This is a genomic window from Paenibacillus sp. DP01, from assembly GCF_044784315.1.
GTDB classification, from domain to species: domain Bacteria; phylum Bacillota; class Bacilli; order Paenibacillales; family Paenibacillaceae; genus Paenibacillus; species Paenibacillus polymyxa.
In genome coordinates this window covers 1,095,583-1,115,702 of record NZ_CP173059.1, presented here as the reverse complement: position 1 = coordinate 1,115,702, position 20,120 = coordinate 1,095,583, and the positions used below count along the sequence as shown (strand labels likewise).

17 protein-coding genes are annotated in these 20,120 nt (G+C 44.2%); 2 read left to right on the top strand and 15 right to left on the bottom strand.

What is annotated here, in order from left to right:
• Nucleotides 1-61: 61 nt before the first annotated feature.
• Both fabD and ACH59B_RS05010 read right to left on the bottom strand, forming a co-directional pair.
• Nucleotides 62-1,273: an ACP S-malonyltransferase gene (gene fabD / locus ACH59B_RS05015; RefSeq protein ID WP_103042208.1), complete on the bottom strand. Its 1,212-nt coding sequence runs from the start codon at nucleotides 1,271-1,273 to the stop codon at nucleotides 62-64.
• A gap of 797 nt (nucleotides 1,274-2,070) precedes the next feature.
• Nucleotides 2,071-3,090, bottom strand: a complete 1,020-nt coding sequence (locus tag ACH59B_RS05010) for a WXG100 family type VII secretion target (protein ID WP_103042207.1) — start codon at nucleotides 3,088-3,090, stop codon at nucleotides 2,071-2,073.
• 198 nt (nucleotides 3,091-3,288) lie between these two features.
• Here ACH59B_RS05010 and ACH59B_RS05005 point away from each other — a divergent pair, with 198 nt between their 5' ends.
• Complete coding sequence (locus ACH59B_RS05005) at nucleotides 3,289-4,071, top strand: Cof-type HAD-IIB family hydrolase (protein ID WP_404303433.1); 783 nt, start codon at nucleotides 3,289-3,291, stop codon at nucleotides 4,069-4,071.
• 89 nt (nucleotides 4,072-4,160) lie between these two features.
• A complete protein-coding gene (locus ACH59B_RS05000; RefSeq protein ID WP_016819917.1) occupies nucleotides 4,161-4,949 on the top strand; it encodes a formate/nitrite transporter family protein in 789 nt (262 codons plus the stop codon).
• Nucleotides 4,950-5,038: 89 nt separating this feature from the next.
• Here ACH59B_RS05000 and ACH59B_RS04995 read toward each other — a convergent pair whose 3' ends face one another.
• From ACH59B_RS04995 to ACH59B_RS04935, 13 genes are all read right to left on the bottom strand, one after another.
• A complete protein-coding gene (locus ACH59B_RS04995) occupies nucleotides 5,039-5,284 on the bottom strand; it encodes an HPr family phosphocarrier protein (RefSeq protein ID WP_016819915.1) in 246 nt (81 codons plus the stop codon).
• A gap of 92 nt (nucleotides 5,285-5,376) precedes the next feature.
• Complete coding sequence (locus ACH59B_RS04990) at nucleotides 5,377-6,243, bottom strand: DL-endopeptidase inhibitor IseA family protein (protein WP_404303430.1); 867 nt, start codon at nucleotides 6,241-6,243, stop codon at nucleotides 5,377-5,379.
• Between the two features lie 111 nt (nucleotides 6,244-6,354).
• The gene (locus tag ACH59B_RS04985) at nucleotides 6,355-6,588 is read right to left on the bottom strand and encodes a hypothetical protein (RefSeq protein ID WP_103042204.1); all 234 of its coding nucleotides are present in this window, start codon (nucleotides 6,586-6,588) and stop codon (nucleotides 6,355-6,357) included.
• A gap of 176 nt (nucleotides 6,589-6,764) precedes the next feature.
• A complete protein-coding gene (locus ACH59B_RS04980; protein ID WP_103042649.1) occupies nucleotides 6,765-8,561 on the bottom strand; it encodes a rhamnogalacturonan lyase in 1,797 nt (598 codons plus the stop codon).
• Nucleotides 8,562-8,786: 225 nt separating this feature from the next.
• The gene (locus ACH59B_RS04975) at nucleotides 8,787-9,344 is read right to left on the bottom strand and encodes an SLOG family protein (RefSeq protein WP_025364125.1); all 558 of its coding nucleotides are present in this window, start codon (nucleotides 9,342-9,344) and stop codon (nucleotides 8,787-8,789) included.
• A gap of 145 nt (nucleotides 9,345-9,489) precedes the next feature.
• Nucleotides 9,490-9,831, bottom strand: coding sequence for an iron-sulfur cluster biosynthesis family protein (locus ACH59B_RS04970; RefSeq protein ID WP_025364124.1), 342 nt, complete (start codon nucleotides 9,829-9,831; stop codon nucleotides 9,490-9,492).
• Nucleotides 9,832-10,313: 482 nt separating this feature from the next.
• Nucleotides 10,314-10,763, bottom strand: coding sequence for a hypothetical protein (locus ACH59B_RS04965; RefSeq protein ID WP_025364123.1), 450 nt, complete (start codon nucleotides 10,761-10,763; stop codon nucleotides 10,314-10,316).
• A 35-nt stretch (nucleotides 10,764-10,798) separates the two neighbouring features.
• The gene (locus ACH59B_RS04960; RefSeq protein WP_225164846.1) at nucleotides 10,799-11,107 is read right to left on the bottom strand and encodes a hypothetical protein; all 309 of its coding nucleotides are present in this window, start codon (nucleotides 11,105-11,107) and stop codon (nucleotides 10,799-10,801) included.
• A 1,367-nt stretch (nucleotides 11,108-12,474) separates the two neighbouring features.
• Complete coding sequence (locus ACH59B_RS04955) at nucleotides 12,475-12,963, bottom strand: hypothetical protein (protein WP_025364121.1); 489 nt, start codon at nucleotides 12,961-12,963, stop codon at nucleotides 12,475-12,477.
• Between the two features lie 100 nt (nucleotides 12,964-13,063).
• Entirely contained in the window at nucleotides 13,064-13,732 is a 669-nt protein-coding gene (locus ACH59B_RS04950; RefSeq protein ID WP_025364120.1) for an S-layer homology domain-containing protein, read from the bottom strand.
• Between the two features lie 305 nt (nucleotides 13,733-14,037).
• The gene (locus tag ACH59B_RS04945) at nucleotides 14,038-15,555 is read right to left on the bottom strand and encodes a glycoside hydrolase family 30 beta sandwich domain-containing protein (RefSeq protein ID WP_025364119.1); all 1,518 of its coding nucleotides are present in this window, start codon (nucleotides 15,553-15,555) and stop codon (nucleotides 14,038-14,040) included.
• 187 nt (nucleotides 15,556-15,742) lie between these two features.
• Nucleotides 15,743-18,472 carry a beta-glucosidase gene (locus ACH59B_RS04940; RefSeq protein WP_025364118.1) on the bottom strand — a complete coding sequence of 910 codons (2,730 nt, stop codon included), beginning with the start codon at nucleotides 18,470-18,472 and terminating at the stop codon, nucleotides 15,743-15,745.
• A gap of 497 nt (nucleotides 18,473-18,969) precedes the next feature.
• Complete coding sequence (locus ACH59B_RS04935; RefSeq protein ID WP_025364117.1) at nucleotides 18,970-19,953, bottom strand: Gfo/Idh/MocA family protein; 984 nt, start codon at nucleotides 19,951-19,953, stop codon at nucleotides 18,970-18,972.
• Nucleotides 19,954-20,120: the final 167 nt, after the last annotated feature.

Genomic DNA, 20,120 nt, shown 5'->3' with positions numbered 1-20,120 from the left:
TAAGATTTATTAGCTTCCAGTTAATAAATTTACAATTTCCAACATCATTGATGAATCTTATTTAGATCATATTAAGAATCGTCTGTTGTTCTTGCTCGGGCACTTGCTTGGTAGTGAGAATAGTACGAATGAGCTCTAACACCTCTGTATTAACCGCATTATAAACGGTGTCATTTTTATGATTTTGAAGTTGATTGATCCTATTTCGGATCTGCTGACTAGGGTAAACAACTCCCTCCATATGTTGTTTGTAATCCCCGTTTCGATTTCGTGCAATAAGCGCTGCTGCAAAGCCTTCCTCCAGACGCTCAAGTGTAAATTTGCGTGTAGTTTGCTGCTTACTTAGCCACTTGTCCGCTTCTTTTAAAGAAGAACTGGTATTAATAGAAAAAGTAGAGATACTAGGATATCTTTCTTTCATTAGCTGTCCAAGTACTTTTCTCGGACCTAATTCTAGCGCAACAGTAATACCATTCTGGTATAAATAATCCATCGTATCTGTCCAACGTACAGGGCTTATCATTTGCTTGTACAGCAAGTCATAAATTGAGAATTCATCATGTGGTAAGGCTGTTACATTGGAAACAACCGGCCACCTTCCCTTGCGTAGCGGGATTTTTTTTAGTTCTGCGGCAAGCTTATCTGCTGCAGGCTTCATCAGAATACTGTGAAAAGGCCCGCTTACTGTTAAATAGTTAACCTTACTATGTTCTAGACGTTTGATTTTCTCCACTATTCGAGCCATAGGTTCTGTATATCCCGATAGCACGTACTGATTGTTTGAATTGTGACAGGCAATAGATATAACATCACGATCCGTAGATATCTCTTGACATAAGCTCTCCAGAATAGTAGCAGAAACATTCGCAACAGCAACCATAGTCCCTACCCCGTTGGCTGTAGCCTGCTGCATGAACATTCCTCGTTTTCTCACGATTTGAAGTCCATCTTGAAGGGAGAAAAAACCGCTGCACACCAATGCTGAGTATTCTCCTAAACTATGACCGGCCAACAGTTGAGGTTCCAGTTCCAGTATTTCTCTGCTAGCATAGTATGCAGCAAGACTGGCAGTAAGTAAGGCTGGTTGGGCATTCATGGTCTGAAGAAGCTCTTGGGAATCTCCTTCAAAGCAAAGTTTTGAGAGTTTTACACCTAAGATATCATCAGCTTCATCGAATAAACGCTTTACCACAGTAAAATTATCCCATAGTTCTTTACTCATTCCTACATATTGCGAACCCTGCCCAGGAAAAATAAAAGATACTTTATTCATCTGAAAACCTCTTCTCCAGTGAGCTTCCTGAATATGTGTACTTTTCAAATTTAACTTCTGTTGCAAGTTATAACCTTTATAGTATTAAAGCAGAAATTTATGATCGACATAATTAATGAAAAAAAGAATCATTTAAAAACAAATTAAATCATATGTAATTACCGTGCACTAGCATTTAATAAGCTTGTATTAATAATTTATCAATCGTTATTCAAACCCATGTTTTACTCCTTTTACGAATTAAAATAACGATTTATTTCAACAAAGTCAATGAATAAGTCAACCTTTGAATGTTACATTTTTGTAAATAAAAGGTCGCAAAATGTAGAAATTTGTTGATTATCATTAAATAAAGTCGTTTTCTTGAAAGAATAGCTTTTTTCATTATTTTCACTACATAAAAATAAATAAAATTAAATTATGCAATTGTTAAATATTTTTAAAAGATAAACAAATATACACACTTATTATATTATTGTATTTATCCAAATTATGATATTATACTCTTTTTTTAACCTTGCTCTTAAGCTCAGATTGCTCTATGTTTGAAAACATAAATTAAAGACACTACATGAGTCAGATGTCCTTTGCCCCATGAAATTGCTGCTTAAATTATAAATACTATGTAACAATTAAATAACTCTAATAGAATTTTAGAAATATGTGCACGAAAGAATCTACAGATTTTACCAACTGATGAGCTTCGCAGTCTTCCACTTCCGCTCGCTTAGTCTTGAAAAAGTCTGTAGATTTTATAGATACTCGTATTCACGTTGTGATCTCTCACTGCTCAAGACCTAGTTATAATCCTCCCAATAGCGATACTTCATTTCATTCTCACCTTTGGTGACGATGATCATGTTCTCGACATGCCCAGTTTCTTTATTTGTCCGGTAGATCATGGTACGGGTTTCTCCCTCATCGGGAACAGAGAACAGCACCTTGTCACTGATCATACCGCCACCAACGCCGACAACGTGTTCCCCCCAGCCGGAGGCTGCGCCCGAACCTGTTCCACTGACGCCAGTCCCGCGCGACAAAATAAGACCCATTCCATATCCGGTAACGGTCTGGGCCGTTTTACCTAGAGCGTGTTCTCCGGCTGATTGAGTATGCTTTTGGACCCAGTAATCGTATTGGTCCGTATTTTGCTCATAACTTATAATATTTCCTTTTTTATCTATAGATATATCTGTTTTGCTTCCGTCTTTACCTGTCAGTTCAGTGACGGCAACAAGGGAATCGGATGTGATCTTGGAGGTCTCTCCTGTATTGTAATCTGTGCGAGTAACCGAGTCCTCGTATTGCAGCCGCAGGACATTCATCTGGTCGTGGATTTTCTGCATGACTTGCTTGTCGCCGATGGTCTCCGCGTTTTTCAATAGTTCCTCATATTGATGATATTTTTCCGCGTCTGCCTGCTCCCACTCGTCTATATTTTTTGGTGAATTCACGATATCTTCAGCATGATTTCCAGCCTCTCCGCTGCCCGCCAGCGCTGCACTAGCGTTCATCGCTGCTGCCAAGGCTGACCAGAAGCCACGTGTGCTTCCAGCATCCGCATTTCTAAACTTCAAAGCAATGCTTTTCAGCTCAATTTCAATGGATTGAACCTTATTTAATATAGAAGAAAGCGTATATTTAGCTGTACGATAGTCATTATAAAAACGATTTCTCTCCATACCATCCCACTGGCTGTGAAGGCGGTTCATTGTGCTATCCAGACCGTTCAGCTGGTTATACAGTATGCCGTGGGCATTGGCAAATTGGGAGGCCACGTTATCCAGCTGCTCCGGTGTGACTTGGATTTTTGTCATGGTGATCACATCCCATCTTCGAAAATAGGAGATAGACATTAAAGTTTACAGTAATCCTTATTTCATATTGTAAGCTATAGAGGTCGGACATTCATGAGGATTTATACGTATTTGTGTATCCAGAAGCAGTTCCTTTGATATAATGAATCCATATGAGTTTATTTCGACAATATATTATTGAAAGTCAGGTGTAAGGACATGTCAGACAAAAAAATTATTTTTTTTGATATCGACGGTACATTACTGGACGATGAAAAGAAAATGCCGTTAACGGCAGAAAAAGCAGTCTTTGCTTTGAAAGAGCAAGGACATGAGGTAGCCATCGCAACAGGACGTGCTCCTTTTATGTTCAAGGATATCCGCGAGCAGTTAGAAATTGATTCCTACGTTAGCTTTAACGGGCAATATGTGGTGCTCCGTGGGGAAGTCGTCGCTACCAATCCGCTGAATCGAGAAGCCTTGCAAGCGATGACTGATCTGGCACTCACACATAATCATGCTCTCGTATATATGGATCATATGGACATGAAGGCCAATATTCCTAACGATGAGCTTGTGGAGAAATCGGTCCAAACGCTTAAGGCCAAGATTTCGGTTGGGTACGATCCGCTCTATTTCCAAGGGAGAGATATTTATCAGACGCTGTTGATGTGTGCAGCAGAAGAAGAGCCTTATTATGAAGCGGTATTCAAAGCATTTGACTTTGTACGCTGGCATCCAAGTTCGGTGGACGTTGTTCCTCACGCTGGCTCCAAAGCAAAGGGAATTCGCGAAATTACGTCCAGACTGGGCATTGCCGATGAGAATCAATACGCTTTTGGCGATGGATTAAACGATGTGGAGATGCTGACAACTATACATAACAGTGTCGCGATGGGGAACGGTTGTGATGAAGCCAAAGCCGCTGCTAAAATGGTCACAAAACGCGCAGATGAAGACGGTATTTTATACGGACTGCAAAAGCTTGGTTTGTTAAGCTAACAGAATTGTTTGACACGCTGAGCATGTTTCGGGAAAAATCAAGTCGGTTTAATGACTTAGATATGAGAAAATAGGAGGTTGTCGTTGGTATGGAAACGGAAGGCTTACGCAATGTCGAACAGCTAGCCCTGAAGAAGTATAAAATTTACAAGCAAAGCCTGCTCCGGTATTTGGCGCGTTCCATGCTGGCGAGTATGTTTATCGGATTCGGCGTTATTGTCGCCTTCAAGACGGGTAACTTTTTTTACATGGAGCATTCTCCATTCACTTATCCCATGGCGGCGCTCACCTTTGGGGCAGCCATCATTCTGATCGCGTACGGCGGCGGTGATTTGTTTACTGGCAACACCTTCTATTACACCTATGCTGCGCTCCGTAAAAAGCTGCGCTGGGGTCAGGTGCTTCGATTGTGGACTGCCAGCTATGGAGGTAACTTGTTAGGTGCGGGGGTATTCGCACTCCTTATATACCTGACAGGGCTGTTTGACTCCTCCAGCGTGAACAGCTTTCTGCTGAACGTAGTTGAGCATAAAATGGAAGCGCCCGCAATGCAGCTATTCTTCCGCGCTATTTTGTGTAATTGGCTGGTCTGCCTCGCCTTTTTTGTGCCGATGTTTATGAAGGAAAATGGCGCAAAGATGTTCGCTATGATGCTGTTTGTATTCTGCTTTTTCATTTCGGGATATGAGCATAGTGTAGCTAACATGTGTACTTTCGCCATTGCGCTCGTGCTGGACCATCCGGGTACGGTCTCTGTCGCTGGCGTCATCCATAATCTCGTTCCGGTTACGCTTGGGAATCTGGTGGGTGGCGTGCTGCTTATGGGGGTTATGTACTATTCGGTGAATCTCCCGTTTTTGGACGAGGAGGAACATTAAAAAAGAAGCCGTGGAACCTGAGTTCCATGGCTTCTTTGCATTCATTTTGAAAATAGCGTATGCAGTGTCTGCAGGTGCTTCTTTGCTGTTTATTCTGCTTGAGCAGGAAAATGAATAAATTCCTCCAACTCCTTGAACAGCTTTTTGGGATTGACGTTGTCAGGTACAACCAGAGTTAGCGGCTCATCCAGCTTGAGCACATACATGCCTAAAATGGATTTGGCATCTGCCATGCCGCTTTTGCCATGAATCCAGATGTCATACGTATAATTGGATACGATTTGATTGATCTTCTCAATATCCTTAACGTTTTTTACCTTGATCGGTGTCATCATTGCACAGCACTCCCCTGCGTTGAATTAGGGCTTACGAAACAAGCCTTAACATCACTTTACCCTATTTATAAAGAACGTTGCAAAATCTTAATTTAGAAAATAACATGCGGCGCGGAGCTAACCTTCCAGTAGCTGCCGACCTTTTCAAAATTCACGGTGATTTTCTCGTTTGGCTGTTTGGCTTCTGCCGGATAAGGCACGGTCAGCAGGTAGCTGCGCTTCACCGGAGTCATGGTTACCATTTTCGCCGTAGCCCGGCTAAACTCTAGCAAATTGCCGCCATCTGCATTCAACTGAGCTAGTCTGCCATTGACCTCAACAAAAAATTTACTGACAAATTGCTCACTGGCCTGTTTGGTATAGGCCTGCGTCAGATAGTTGATCAATTTGGTCTTCGTGCCGATGTCCTCGGACAAATAGCGGTAGCTTTTACCATTCAACTGGAACGCTTGGCCCAACGATTTGCCACCGCTGGTGGCATACTGATAACGAGACTGTGCCTCCAGCACAAGCGGAATCGCACTCTCATGGTTCAGCTTGTCCAGCTGGATTGGATTCACGCTGGTAGCCGTAGCTGCAGCTGGCGCCGAAGTGGACGGCTGCTGCGGCTTGGACGGCTTGGCAGTCGATGGTACGGACGGGACAGCCGCTGGCGCTACCGACGTAGATGGGCGCGGTGCTGGTGCAGACGGAGCTGCTGGTTTAGCCGTTTGGACGGAACCTGCTGCTGGGGCTGTTGTTGCTGGAACTGACGGCGCTTGCGCAGGAGCCGGCGTCGTAACAGACGCAGATGCTGCTGGTGCTGGCACCTGGGCCGGTACGGTAGCTGACGGAGCGGCGACGCTCGGTTGCGCCGCGTTCGCTGGAGCGGACACGGCGGGCGCAGCGGCGGCAACTTGTGCCGCGCTCAAAAGTGTGGCCGCAACACATAGTGCGGATAGTTTCGTATTTATTTTCATACTTCTATACACCTCCATAATCATATGTCTGCATAAACTGCACACGTCTCTATTATAAGAATTTTGTTTCTCGATTGGGTTGCTAAATTGTTTCTATTTGCCTTTTTTTGTTCATTCTGCGCGAAGTTTGTCCGTATTTGCCGGGAACGTAGGTTCTGACCGCTTCTCCTGCTTTTCCTCGATCTCTTCCAGGGATCGTGACATTTGCTTCATAGATTGGTCCAACTGCTCCAATCTACGGTTAAGGGTGACGAGAATGTATTTTAACAGAATCAGGCTTAATGCTGCAGGGAATCCGACATTAGTTACGAGCTCGATCATGCTTTCTGTCGTTAAAGAACTCACAGATTCCGCCTCCTTTTCCATACATAAATTACCTCGATAAGAACTAATGTTCCCATTATTATGGAAATCATACGTACTCTTCTATGCCCATAACAAAAAGAGCCCCGATTAGTCTGGAGCCCTATCTGATACTATTCATTTAACCTGCACTCACCCCACTATCGAGCTGCTGCACATCAAGGAGTGTATATGTTCGGCTGCTGGGGCTTGGACATCCCTTCTCCCAAATAAAATCCGGTGTGCGGTGGCTGATTATAGGCTACGTTCTGCCAGGCCACACTCAGGCGATACACCGGATCATGCATAAGCGTGTAAAAGCGGTGTTCTGACTCATAAGGTGTTGTATAGATACGAAGCGCCGAATTATCACTTTTGCGCCAAATGACTTCCTCCCGCCAGTCACCGAACAGATCAGCCTGCAGCGACGGCGTTCCTTTGGTCCCGTTATTGGAACTCGTCCCTGTGGCCGTAAGCAAGTTGGAAGTCGTCGAGTTCGTATAGTTCCACTTGTCGATTTTACCAGCGCTTGAGGAGGTATGATCCAGCAGTTCACGGAGGAGATCCCCATCCCACCAAATTCCGAAGTTAATGGAGGACGGCATCGTGTTGGTAATGAGCTCTCCCTTGGCTGAACGTAACTCGATGCCCGGTGCCCACTGTTCGTTTCCTTTGGTACGCGGATCAATGTCTGCCGACATGCCTCGTCCGGTATCCTTGCCTGTTTTTACGCCCCATAAAATGTTGCCATTACGCGGATCATACATGGCGGCTCCGTAAGTGGCATTTTTGTCCTCGTTCACCTTGAACACTTCATAACCTGAACGGTCCGGGTCCAAATCGCCTACATGAAGTGCATCGCCGTGCCCCATCCCCGTGTTAGCCAGCTTCGCCCCGTTATCGTCTACAACCAGCGAGCCATACACGATCTCATCCTTATCATCTCCATCCACATCTGCCACGCTCAAACTGTGATTCCCCTGTCCAGCCGTCCCGGCGTTGGTGGAGCTATTGCTGTCAAAGGTCCAGCGGCGGCTTAGATTGCCGTTCCGCCAATCATATGCGACTAGAACGGTGCGCGTGTAGTAACCACGTGCCATCACTATGCTGGGTCTTACGCCATCCAGATAAGCAACCCCGGCGAGAAAACGATCCACACGGTTACCATAGTTATCTCCCCAGCTGGACACCGTTCCGCGCGGAGGTACATAGTCAATCGTGCTAAGAGCCTTGCCTGTATCACCTGAGAACACAGTTAGAAACTCGGGACCTTTCAAAATATATCCACTCGTGTTGCGATGATCAGCCGATGCGTCGCCAATCTTTACTCCTGTACCATCTACCGTGCCGTCTGCTGTCTTGCATACAACCTCTGCTTTACCATCTCCATCAAAATCATAGACGAGAAATTGCGTATAGTGTGCACCAGCCCGAATATTCCGTCCCAGATCAATTCGCCATTTGCGTGTTCCATCCAGCTCATATCCGTCCAAAAATACATTTCCCGTATAACCGGATTGCGAATTATCCTTAGAATTGGAAGGGTCCCATTTCAACACAATCTCATACTCGCCATCCCCATCGAGATCCCCCACACTGGCATCATTGGCATTGTACGTGTAGTTCACATGATCCGGGGTTGTGCCTCCTGCAGGCTGCTGGATGGGAACGTCCAGATAGTTGTTGTTCCATACCTTTACCGCTGGAGAAGCGGCCTGCTCTGCTCCATTGACCACGGCACGAACGGTATACGAAGATGATGTCGTACCTGCCTTGTCCAGAAAGTTGGTTCTCGATGTAATCGGCGCATCATTCACCTTGCTTGACCCTCTGTACAGATTGAAGCCAACCGAACCCGCTTCCGTACCCAATAAACGCCAGCTCACCAGTATCCCCTCTGGTACCTTCACTGCGACAGTTCCCCTGTTCAGCTTCTCCATTTGCCTCGTAGACGCAGCTGAGATTGGGCTATCCATTGGAGTGACCACTCCACACAACATGACACCGAGACAGAGCAACACAGTATGCCGAAATTTTTTGTTCATCTGATCATTAGCTCCTTTCATGGTTTGTATTTTCAATAAATTTATTTTATATGACTGATAAGTTATGGTTGTTTAAATCTTATGATAGCGCTTACATCATTGTAAAGGGACGATTCCGTCCTTTTTGTTCAAAAATCCGGGCTAATGCTTTAAAAATCAGAGGTCCATGAATAATCGTTCTTCGTCAGCTATGCTTTGGATATCCTCTGAGCTAATACTGATATATTGATAGCCTTCTGCCTGTTGTTTTTTCAATGCCAGTTCCTTCATAAAACGTGGGCTGCCCTCTCCGGCATCCTCATCGTACACAAGCAATAAACCGTCTGTTTTGCGGAAAAGGAGTTCATCCCGTGCCTTGAGTTGCCATATTCCCTGATACGGCTGGCGGCTAACCACTCCCACATAGTCAACTTCGGCACAAATCTGCTGAAAATATTCCTTTTTATCCTCTTTCCATTTTTCCTCCATATTTTGATAAGCCATCATAATAGAGCATTTTAAGTGAGGATATTGCTCCTTTAATGCAATGACGACCTCGCAAGCCCACAAGTCCACCCCGTATTGACCAGGGGTAATTACCCATTCCAGCCCTTCTTCGATCAGGGGAATCAGTCTGCCTGCAATCGCCTTTTTAATGTATGGAATACCTTCGTGCTTTTGACTAAAAATATTCAGCTCATGGGCACGATAGCCAGAAACGAGCAAGTTTTTCATCATCTCATCGTCCTTCTGAAATTATCATAAAGATTATTGTAAAAACGAACCTCTGCCCTATGGGCTTAACAAGGTTCGTTTTTGGGAAGCTGGTGTTAATTTAGCATTGCTTTTTGGTGCTTAATATTTTTATTACCTCCGCATATCACGCCTTGGACGAGTTTACACGCCGATCTTGAATTCTAACATTGCTGCTCAATATACCAGCATCGCTACTTACTTTGAACGATGGGTAACTTGGATCTGCCTCAAGCCGCATTTGGCTATCGAACTGCTGCTCCTGCTGCCGATCTACCCAAAAAGAATACGAATCGGACTGAATTGCTGTGTCGGTTGCATTCGGTGCATCGATCACCAAAACGGTAAGTACGCCGTTGCATCCACAATCCTCTGTATCATAAAACAACTTGAACATGCCTGGCCGTCCTGAAAGGACCATTGCTAGCCTTTCAACCGACAAGGAATCCAACTCTAAATGTATACTCATGAAATGAATTCTCTCCTTTGTAATTGAAGTGTTTGGATATATTAGGACTCTACAACTTCAAAAAGTCTAAATATAAACTATATTTTCATTATAATCATCTAAAAACTTTAAGTACAAGGAGATCATTAATGATCGCATTTACAAAAGGATACACTGCACCTAGCTTGGCAGCAGGTATTGCCTCTCTCCTGTTAGGTATGGTTCCTAGTGAAAAAGAAGCTCTCAAAAGTAGGATTATTAATGGTTAGTGGGAGATGGGATATCTTCAAGACTTTTTGGAGGACAACCGAGGGAAATATGATTTGATTGATGTCAAATTTTTATTTATTAAATATGAAACAGAGGGAGTCGCTCTCTTACTTGTCGATCAGTCAGTCTACTTGCTACAGATACCCCGGCTGGTTAAAACCAGCCTTTAGTTTCAACCATGTATTAAAAAGGGCTCTCCTGGATTTCTCCAGAACCCCCTACTTCTCAATCAATCAGCATTGCAGCTTCAAATGTAGCGTTCGTTTTTTTGAATGAAAACAATTCAAAATTCTGATATGATATCCACTACCTGCCGGGATACCATCAAAAGATCTACTGTACCAGGTACTAGAATCTTTTTCAGAACTGTTTCCAGATACCTTCTGTGGAACACTCCATTCTTTCCATCCATTCCATACATCTTGCACAATCTCATATCTATTAACAGCTTTTACGTCACTAATACCTGTGTCTTGCCATCCTTTGATTGTCGCCGAATGGGATGAACCAACAGAAAATGCGTCGCCCCCAATTAGTACAGTTCCATATTGAACCCCACTAAGTCTATAATAGTCTACAGCCGCATTTGTAGAAATTTCAGATGGATTCAGTGCTTTAACGGTTGCAGGATTGCCATCACCAAGAACTAACTTCCACTCTTCACCATCTTTGATTACTTTCAAATTTTGTTTTTCCCCATCCTCTTTGACTGTAACTGCTACACTCGAATTGGACTCTTTTTGGGCACCAACAACTTCAATTTTGTCAAAATCAGTTCTATTACTGCATCCGAAAAATTCTTTTCGTGCATAGCAGTTAAGTATTTTGTGACAACTTTTTGAGCCTCTTGCTCGGATTGATCGACAGCAGTTTCGGATGTAGCTTGATCTTTTGTTAAAGCTTCAGAAGCAGAAACCGAAACTGAAGTATCAGCCGACGGAACAACAGGTGCAGCGGATACAGAAGTACCTAATGCAGCCACCATTGTAAGTGTAGCAAGTAGCGTAAACCATTTTTCTTCATTCAAAATTCCCTCTTACCATTATTTTTTGATCTTTAGAAATTTAGGAAAACAGTTATACATCGTTTAGGGTCTTAATAAGGAGGAAATAAAAATGGAATTTTTAATCTTAGTACCACAGTTTTTAATCCAGGTGTTTACTATTTTCATCGCTTTAGTGATATAGATACATTTTTCATATGTATTGTATGCCTCCATAATGTCGTAGACTCTCGAATGGTCATTGTTTTCTTCTTTACGCCCTCTGCTAACCATCCCATGATATATCCCCCGATATGTTTTTTATTGTGGTTTTATAACCTTAAAAGCCCCCTCTTGTATTAACAGAGAAGGCTTTTAAGCGCTAACAGATGTTTTTGATTACTTATCGTTTTCCACATTTGCAAGTTTTCTTGATTTTTTTCACTTTCTTCACAACGCTGCTTTTACCACTATTTTTGCGCGAGCTGTTGTTGTTTCCGTTATGGTCTACTCTGCATTCCTCGCAAAGATCCCAGTGGTCACCATACCAGCAAGCTCTGCGACATCTTCTGTGACATCTGTGTTCTGGAGAGTTATATTGCGTTATTTTCTTTTTTACTGGACGACGTGTATTAGCCAATTGGATTCACCTCCCCTCATGCTCTATTACATGCTAAGAGGATGAAAAATGCTTGTACTAATAACAGAAGACAAATCAATCAAAATTGATAACGGATCGCTACTTCAATTGCATTGAGGACACGAGGGAAGTTAACAGAGGCAAAAACGATTTGGTTACAAATATAGGAAAACTACATCATAAAAAATACCTGGCATAAGCATAAGTAAGTAAAATTTTTGGAACTGTATATCTAGTCTAGCGTCTTTTCAATTTTCAAAATCGGCAAACTCGATAAAATAAGTATCCGATTGTCCCCCAAAAAAAAGACAGCAGCAGCCTTGGACGAGAAAATAAAGTCCTAGACTACCGCTGTTTGATTAAACAAACGTTTCCCTTTAGCTTAATGCCAAAAGGAGTAGAGACCGCGACGGAAAACTACTCCTTGGAGTGTTGAACTTTCATTCAAGGATACTATAATTCTCGCTCATCGAAGTCTTAATCTTTTGTTACAATTCTTCCACTCTTGTGTTAGCCGGAAAATATGACCCGGTGGATTGATGGGAAACGTTGAAAAGCAAGCTACTGCCAAGCATCACTCATGCATAACTACACATCTTTCTCCATTAGAAGCATCCCAACCAAATCTGTATGGAAATCTCTAATTTTTTACCAAGCAATCCTTATAAACTAATTTCGCAAAAGTAAGTCTGCCAAATATTGTAAGATACATGCAGTGAAAACCTTCAGCTTTTCTGTTCGAAGTTTTTTTGCCTCCCCCCAATATACACAATTAAGGTGTATGCCTTCCCACATATTGATAAGTACCTTTCGGGTATGCAATCCACTCATTCTGCTGATTAAAAACGGGCGATCCGCATGTTATACCTTGTTTACGAACAAATGTCCCACCTTGAGGAAACAATTGATCCTGCGAATGAGGCTCTCCAAGCACATCTACCACAGTTCCATGATATTTTAGTACATATGCGACCGTATTAAATTCGCTTGGGTTATAAAAATGACCCTCTTGATTAAAATAGGAAACATTTGTAACATCTATAAAATCGTAAAAGATGCTGTTTATGATCAGATACGGTATTAATGGGTTAACCGGATATAGCGCTATGCTGGACACGTTCATGCGGTTCGTATTTTTCATGAATTGGTGAACCTCCAGCTCATATCCTTCTATTTTATGAGAGAAGTCACATTCTCGGTTGTAAAACAATTGCAGCACGATGCGACCGTCTCCACCATCGACATATTGTGAAAAGAACAAAAAAAATGCCTCCTGTGGTTCCTAATGAACCTGAAATATAGTCGCTCTGCCAGGCGGTACCACTAAATACAACGTGAACGTCCAGCTTTGTAACATCTAATTAGATCAAAGTTGAGCTATAAGTAGAGCCAGTGACTGTATAGGTGAAAAACACGCTCGCTCTACCACCTTTCCCATCCTCTGCTGTCACAAACACCTGTGTGCTTCCTGCTGATTTGGGCTTTAACGTAAGCTGTTGACTTGCTACTTCTGCTTTTACTACGTTTACATCTGAAGTGATCGCACGATACGATAGCTCATCCTGATCAGCACCAAAAAATACATTTTTTAAATCTACTAGTGTATCTTCAGAACCTACAATGCCATATTGATCGGGAGGAACTGTGGCTGTAACAGGTACATGGTTAGGTGTGGGTGTTGGATTCGTTATAGAACTGCCACATTCCTCATGACTCACCGGAGCACCCGGGTGGAAAGCTCCCGTTGGGTCCTCAGTCATTAGACCTGCCGCACGCACCGCCTCTATATAAGGAAGGGCCCAACTCCCCTGTGTGTCATTAAAAGTTACTGCTTTCGCCGTTACGGCAAGCTTAAGTACATTAGCCAGCAAAGCGGCCATTTCCTTACCCGTCAGTGGTTGATCTGGCTGAAATGAGCCATCTGGATAACCGGTGATCAGCCCTTGCTTCACAGCCTCCTGTACCACCTGCAACGCTTGGGATGACATATTGGATTGATCGGTAAAAGATACTGTATTCGCTTTACTCACAATTACTGACGTGTCCCCTTTCTTTTCCACATGAACAAAGCTGTGGTCTTCATGCCATACCTGCCAGCAACGTCACAATTAGCGCCTTCTGCCATTCTTTATTGGTTCTTGATCACCAGTTTTTCCTCGTTCACGGTTCATTCTTTTGTTAGTGAAAAGATCTTATCATCCGCTTCTGAACCGATTCTGAACAACATTAAAATTTTATTTATTCACAATTGAAAATTGATAGAGAAAAAAAGAGCACTTAGCCAATTAGGGCTAAGCACTCTAAAATTTTTATAAACATTGATGTAGAGACCGTATCAGGAAGTTGTAGGCTCCCATTGAAAGGTAGCTGCTGACTTGGATGGAAGGGTTGATTTGAAAACGTGATTTCCCTGCCGAACCTTAAAGGTCTTGGTGTTCTCTCCCGTATTGGCGGCAATCAGGACCAGCGTACCGTCGGGGTTACGATAAGCGACTGTTTCGATACTTCCACTATAGTGGGTAGAATCAATACGTACCGCACCTGGACGAACAAATTTGCTGGCATGTCCAATCGCATAGTATTCTACATTTTTTGTAACGGCACCGCTTAACGGGTCGATGGTCACTACACCTCTGCAGTTGGTACATCCACCATTGGCCGGACCGCCGGATGGATCAAGTGCAATATTCCAAAAGAGGACGTTTTGCGACCAGTTTCGAGGTGCACCAATAATCAGCTTGGACATATCCCAGCTTAAATCATCTCCAAAGCCTGGGCTCCATGCTCCTCCGCTGCATTCTGTCATATAAACAGGCTTATCCGGAAAAGCATCGTGCACGTCTGTCATCGCTGTCGGCTCTCCTTGGTAGCAATGAAAGGCTGTTCCGTGCGTATAGCTTCGAGCCTGTTCGTCTCCCAGCACGGTCTTGGCATATTCACTCCCTGTATCCCAGTTATGGTCAAAGGCAATAATGTGGGTAGACAAATCGTTTCGACTTAAAGCAGGGCCTAAGTATTGCTTGATAAATTTCGCCTGCTCCACTGCTCCCATACTCATGCTGGGATACTTGGACGTGGTGAATTCCGGTTCATTTTGAATGGAAATCGCCTGAATTGGGACTCCCTCGTTCGCAAAGGCTTGTATATAACGAACAAAATAGTCAGCATACGCCTGATAGACACGCGGATCGGTATAATCCAAATACCAGCCGTTATATATCTGCTCACCATATTTCATCCAGGGCGGGGCCGTCCAAGGAGTCCCCATAATCCGTAGATCCTGGTTTCTTCTCAGAATTTGCTTCAGCACATCGATCACATCCCGATCCTTGGCAATGGAAAAATGATTTAGCTCATAGTCCTTGCCGGTTGCCACATCATCGTAAGTATAGCTGCTAGGTTGTCCCTGTTCATCCACTGAATAATCTGATGCTCCAATGGTATGGCGAATATAGCTTAATTGAATGCCGCCAGCTGTAAACAAATCATTGAGCAACTGGTCACGTTGATTGGCAGACATGCCATGATTCATCAGATATGCGGACGAACCGGACACGGCTGCACCAAACCCTTCCATCGTCTGGTAACGAATATTGGGTCTAATCTCAACCGTCAGTGTATCCGCACTCGCTGCAGCTTCGTTACTGTCGTCTATTCTCCATGGAATTGGGGCTTGTTGTGTTAGACGATTCGCGGGGTCCGGTGTGGTTAGCCACATACTGACATTCTTTTCGCCTGCCGTGTTCACACCATTCTGCATAGCCAGACTGACCAGAATAGCACCAATCAAGATGATAGCTGCAACTATAAGCAGCAAGAAGTCAGAACGTCGTTGTTTTTGGAGTTTCTTCATCTATATCCTCCTCTCTCTATAATCATCCTGTCTCCATCGTTCCTACTATTACAGCTTTCACTAGGTTTTCCCTTTGCATACCTATTAGATCCTATTAGAATGGTTACCTACTTATAGCAAAAAGAGAGCCGGTGCTAGTGCCCGTGCTCTCTTGAAATTTAACCACTTTAAAAGGAATATAACGGGATTACTTTTTTGCCTTTTCTGTAGAGGTTGCCGGAATCGTAACACTTCCTGTCAGTCTTGTATCCTGAGAGGAGCTGCCTACATAAATCGGAACTTCACCAGATGGCATAACCCATGCTTTGGATTTTTCATCCCAATAAGAGAGAGCTTTCGGGTCAAGCTCAATGCGGACTTTCTTCTCTTGGCCCGGCTTTAATTCCACCTTGGCCCAACCTGCCAGTTGACGGGATGGGGTCTCTACATTGGTCGGGAGCTTACCGCTGTATACCTGTACAACCTCAGCTCCAGCTTTTTTCCCAGTGTTTTTCAATTTAAGCGAAACCTCGACTGAACTTGTACGATCGGATTTCTTTCCACTCGCATGCTGTTTTACCTTCAAATCACTATATCCGAAAGTCGTGTAGGATAAACCGTGTCCAAAGGAGAACGCAGGTTGGATACCCGATTTTTCATATCCACGGTAGCCTACAAAAATACCATCTGAATAGTCACCCACTCCATTGATTCCCGGAAATTTCTCCGGTGAGGATACAGGTGTAGACTGCTCGTTAACCGGGAAGGTTACCGGTAGCTTGCCAGAAGGATTTACATCCCCAAACAAGACGCGCGCTATGGCATTCCCTTGCTCTTGACCAGCAAACCATGCCTGTACGATCGCAGGAACTTTGTCCTGCCAGGTGTCCATTTGCACAGCTCTGCCGCTCATTTGTACCACAATGGTTTTCGGATTGGCAGCGGCAACCGCACGGATCAGCCGATCCTGATTGTTCGGCAGCTCCATATCGGAACGCTCCACATAGCCTTCACTCTCATACGTACGCGTGACCACAATCGCAACATCCGATCTTTTGGCCAGCTTTACAGCATTGTCAATCAGCTTGTCTGTCGTATCTGCTGGAGGCTCCCAGCCCAGACGAACCATACCGCCAGAATCGCGACCATTTGTCGGATAATCGGCACGATATTCAATACGTATCTTATGTTTTTCCCCCGCTTTGAACGAGATGTTTTTCTTCGTTGTTTCCAGCTTCGTACCCTGATTATCTACAAATAGCTTGTCATCAATATACAACTTGCTTGATCCCAAACTGGTTAATGACAATGCATAGTCACCATCCTTGGGAGCTGCAATAGCCCCTGTCCAGCGTGCAGATATCAAACCGTTCAGGGTCGTTGGTGTATTGGGAACTTTAGGGGACTTCGCATTGAAACCCTGATAATTATAAAAGCCAAGGTTCATATTGACTTGATCATCATTGCGCACAAGAACCGGATTGCCTTCCATCTTGTTATTCGTCCAGTATTCGCCTCGCAGTCCCTGCTCAGCATCGCCATAAGTCGCATATCCAACACTGATATTCTCTTTCTGATCGGATGTGGTCAGCAACGATGACGGAACAGCTGATGGACCTGGCATAATGTCCCCCGCAGAAATAGGATCCGTGCCCGGTGCATACTGGACGGTAACTCCTTTGCCTACACGATTACGAATGCCCTCCAGCGGACTCACCGTGTACGTCGGGTTCACCAACGAACTGCCTCCGCCTGCCACGGTGCCGTTATCTGCATCTGGACCAATCACAGCAATGGATTTGAGTTTATCTTGAGACAACGGTAATACGTTGTTTTTATTTTGAAGCAGCACCATACTTTCCTCAGCCAATTGACGGGCTGTTTTACCATGGTCACGGGCATCAATTTGATTATTTTGAGCCGGGTGATCAAACAAACCTTTACTGAACATCTGCACCAGAATACGCTTAGCCTTATCATCAATCGTTTGTTCACTTACTTTACCAGTCTTGACCGCATCCAGCAGCTGATCTCCCCATTTACCATAAGGGGTTCCCGGTGTTTCCAGGTCCAAGCCGCTATTTGCCGATTCGACTGTACTCAGATTCGCGCCATAATCACTCATCACGAAGCCCTTGAATTGCATTTCCTTTTTCAAAAGGTCTGTCAGGATGGTCTTGTTCTCACATGCCGATTCGCCGTTGACCTTGTTAAAGGAGCACATAGCTCCGCCCAAATCTGCCTTGGCAATAGCCTCCTCAAACGGGCGTATGTAAATTTCATGCAGCGCACGGTCACTGACTTTGACATTTGTCGTGAAACGCTCCGTCTCCTGATTATTCATAAGGTAATGTTTCGCAGTCGCCAAAACAGGATGGCTTTGTACACCTTTGACATAAGCGGTCACCATTTGCGATTGCAGTAGCGGGTCCTCGCCCATAGATTCAAAGTTTCTCGATCCCCATGGAATACGGGCAATATCCATCCCCGGTCCAAGCACCACATTATGAGTTGTATTAAAAGCCTCGTCTCCAATCAAATCTCCATACTGTTTGGCAGCCTGAGTATCCCACGTTGCAGCCAGTGCAATAGGGGCCGGCAACGCAGTTGATTGCTTGTCCTGCACATCCGGATTGGCGATCCGCACACCCGCAGGTCCATCTGCCATCTTTAACGCTGGAATACCCAACCGTTCCATCGAATTATTATAAAATCCATAATAATTGTTGACCTTACCAGTCACCAGATCTATTTTTTCTTCCAGCGTCATTTCTTGTAACAGCAATGCTGTCCGTTTCTCAGCCGACATGGACGTGTTCATCCAAGGCCGATCTGTCCGGCTTCCTGCCGCTCCTGCAATATGCATAGGTCCGATCACAACAGCCGCAATGACTGTCATCATCACCATACGGAACACCCATGTTGATTTTACTTTCACGTTTGTAATTCCTCCTTGATGTTTGGTCATGAGGTGAATGCCTATTCAACGCTCACAGGCTTGCAAAGGCTCTCGACCCTGCGAGCTCCAACAAAAATCCAGAGCCACGGGGTAAGCAAGCAAATCAGCAAAAGCCGCAATGGCTCAAGTGACACGTTTACCACCCTACCGCACATTTTCGGAAATTTCATTGAAAGTTTTTGGAAGGAGAACACTAGGACCTTCATTCTTTCTCATAAAAAGAGAACGCTAACAATTCAGTTAACCGATCACAAGATTACACTTTTGTAACTTTTTAATGACGTATTTTTAACTATTTATAATCATAAAAAATGATTCATATGTCCCACACTTTGACATGCTTCTATGGTCTTTTTTAGCGTGCGACCAAAGCCTCTATTTAGGAAATTGGGAATACTTATGTATAAAAAAAGTTTGGGTAACAAAAAAATCCAGGAACCTGAACGGTCCCTGGAAGCACTGTGGATTCAATGTGATTATTCAAACGGATACCGAAGTCCCCACTGTGAACGAATCTGATCCATCAATTTCATAATTCCTAATGATTCATCCAAAGAAATAGTAGAGCTTTCGAGCAAACCTTCGTTCAAGCAGCGCCCAACTTCTTCTGCCTCAAAAGCATAGCCTGTAGAGGAACGATCATCCTGAAAGTTTTGCGCCTCTTCACCGTCCACAACTAAAGTAGCCGATGTACCATTCAGGAACGACGGAATGTGAATATAGCCCTTGGTTCCATGGATATAAGCTTCATTCGTCAGTCCGAGACGAACTGCCCCATTAAGCATAGCTGTACGTCCTTTTCCATAATCCAACATGATTGAAAATGTCTCATCAACGCCAGTTTCCCCGATATAAGCAGTACTCCATACATGCTCTGGTTCAGGGCCAAAGATCATCGAAGCAAAAGAAACGGGGTAAATTCCCGCATCTAATAATGCCCCTCCGCCCAGCTCGGGATTCAATAATCTTCCCTCTGGGTTCCAATCTATGCGAAAACCGAATTCCGCCTTCACCAACTTCACTTCACCAATACGTCCCGCATGTAGCCACTCCTGCACTTGGCGTATCGGAGGCAAAAAACGCGTCCACATGGCTTCCATCAGGAATAGCTTATGGTCACGGGCGTAACGGATTAGTTCCTCCAACTCTTTGCTGTTGACGGTGAAGGGTTTCTCACACAAGACGGCTTTGCCCGCTCGTAGAGCTGCTAGAACATTTTCTTTATGAAAAGGATGAGGAGTCCCTATGTAAATAGCATCGACCTCGGAATCTTGCACTAATTCCTCATAGCTACCATAAGCCTGTGCCATTTGATGCTTGGCTGCAAATTCGGTAGCGCTTTCAATGTTGCGTGATCCAACGGCGTATCCTTCTCCATTCGTAACATGTTGCAGATCGGCAACAAACTGATCTGAGATCCATCCCGTACCGACAATTCCCCATTTAATCTTTTTGCTCATACTTGTATCCCTCCCAGTTGTATAGTTAACATTGGCTTACACGGTCTTCTTCATTCTAGCAAACACCTGTCCTAAACAAAAGGAATTCCTGCTCGGCGGCAGTTTGTATTGCAGCTCGGCAGGAAGGCAGCGAGGCGAGCACGAAGTCAGTTTTGAGCAGGAATTTC

Coding starts and splice junctions, on each gene's coding strand:
- fabD (WP_103042208.1), bottom strand. CDS start 1,273: ATGAATAAAGTATCTTTTATTTTTCCTGGGCAGGGTTCGCAATATGTA.
- ACH59B_RS05010 (WP_103042207.1), bottom strand. CDS start 3,090: ATGACAAAAATCCAAGTCACACCGGAGCAGCTGGATAACGTGGCCTCC.
- ACH59B_RS05005 (WP_404303433.1), top strand. CDS start 3,289: ATGTCAGACAAAAAAATTATTTTTTTTGATATCGACGGTACATTACTG.
- ACH59B_RS05000 (WP_016819917.1), top strand. CDS start 4,161: ATGGAAACGGAAGGCTTACGCAATGTCGAACAGCTAGCCCTGAAGAAG.
- ACH59B_RS04995 (WP_016819915.1), bottom strand. CDS start 5,284: ATGATGACACCGATCAAGGTAAAAAACGTTAAGGATATTGAGAAGATC.
- ACH59B_RS04990 (WP_404303430.1), bottom strand. CDS start 6,243: ATGAAAATAAATACGAAACTATCCGCACTATGTGTTGCGGCCACACTT.
- ACH59B_RS04980 (WP_103042649.1), bottom strand. CDS start 8,561: ATGGATAGCCCAATCTCAGCTGCGTCTACGAGGCAAATGGAGAAGCTG.
- ACH59B_RS04975 (WP_025364125.1), bottom strand. CDS start 9,344: ATGAAAAACTTGCTCGTTTCTGGCTATCGTGCCCATGAGCTGAATATT.
- ACH59B_RS04970 (WP_025364124.1), bottom strand. CDS start 9,831: ATGAGTATACATTTAGAGTTGGATTCCTTGTCGGTTGAAAGGCTAGCA.
- ACH59B_RS04945 (WP_025364119.1), bottom strand. CDS start 15,555: ATGAAGAAACTCCAAAAACAACGACGTTCTGACTTCTTGCTGCTTATA.
- ACH59B_RS04935 (WP_025364117.1), bottom strand. CDS start 19,953: ATGAGCAAAAAGATTAAATGGGGAATTGTCGGTACGGGATGGATCTCA.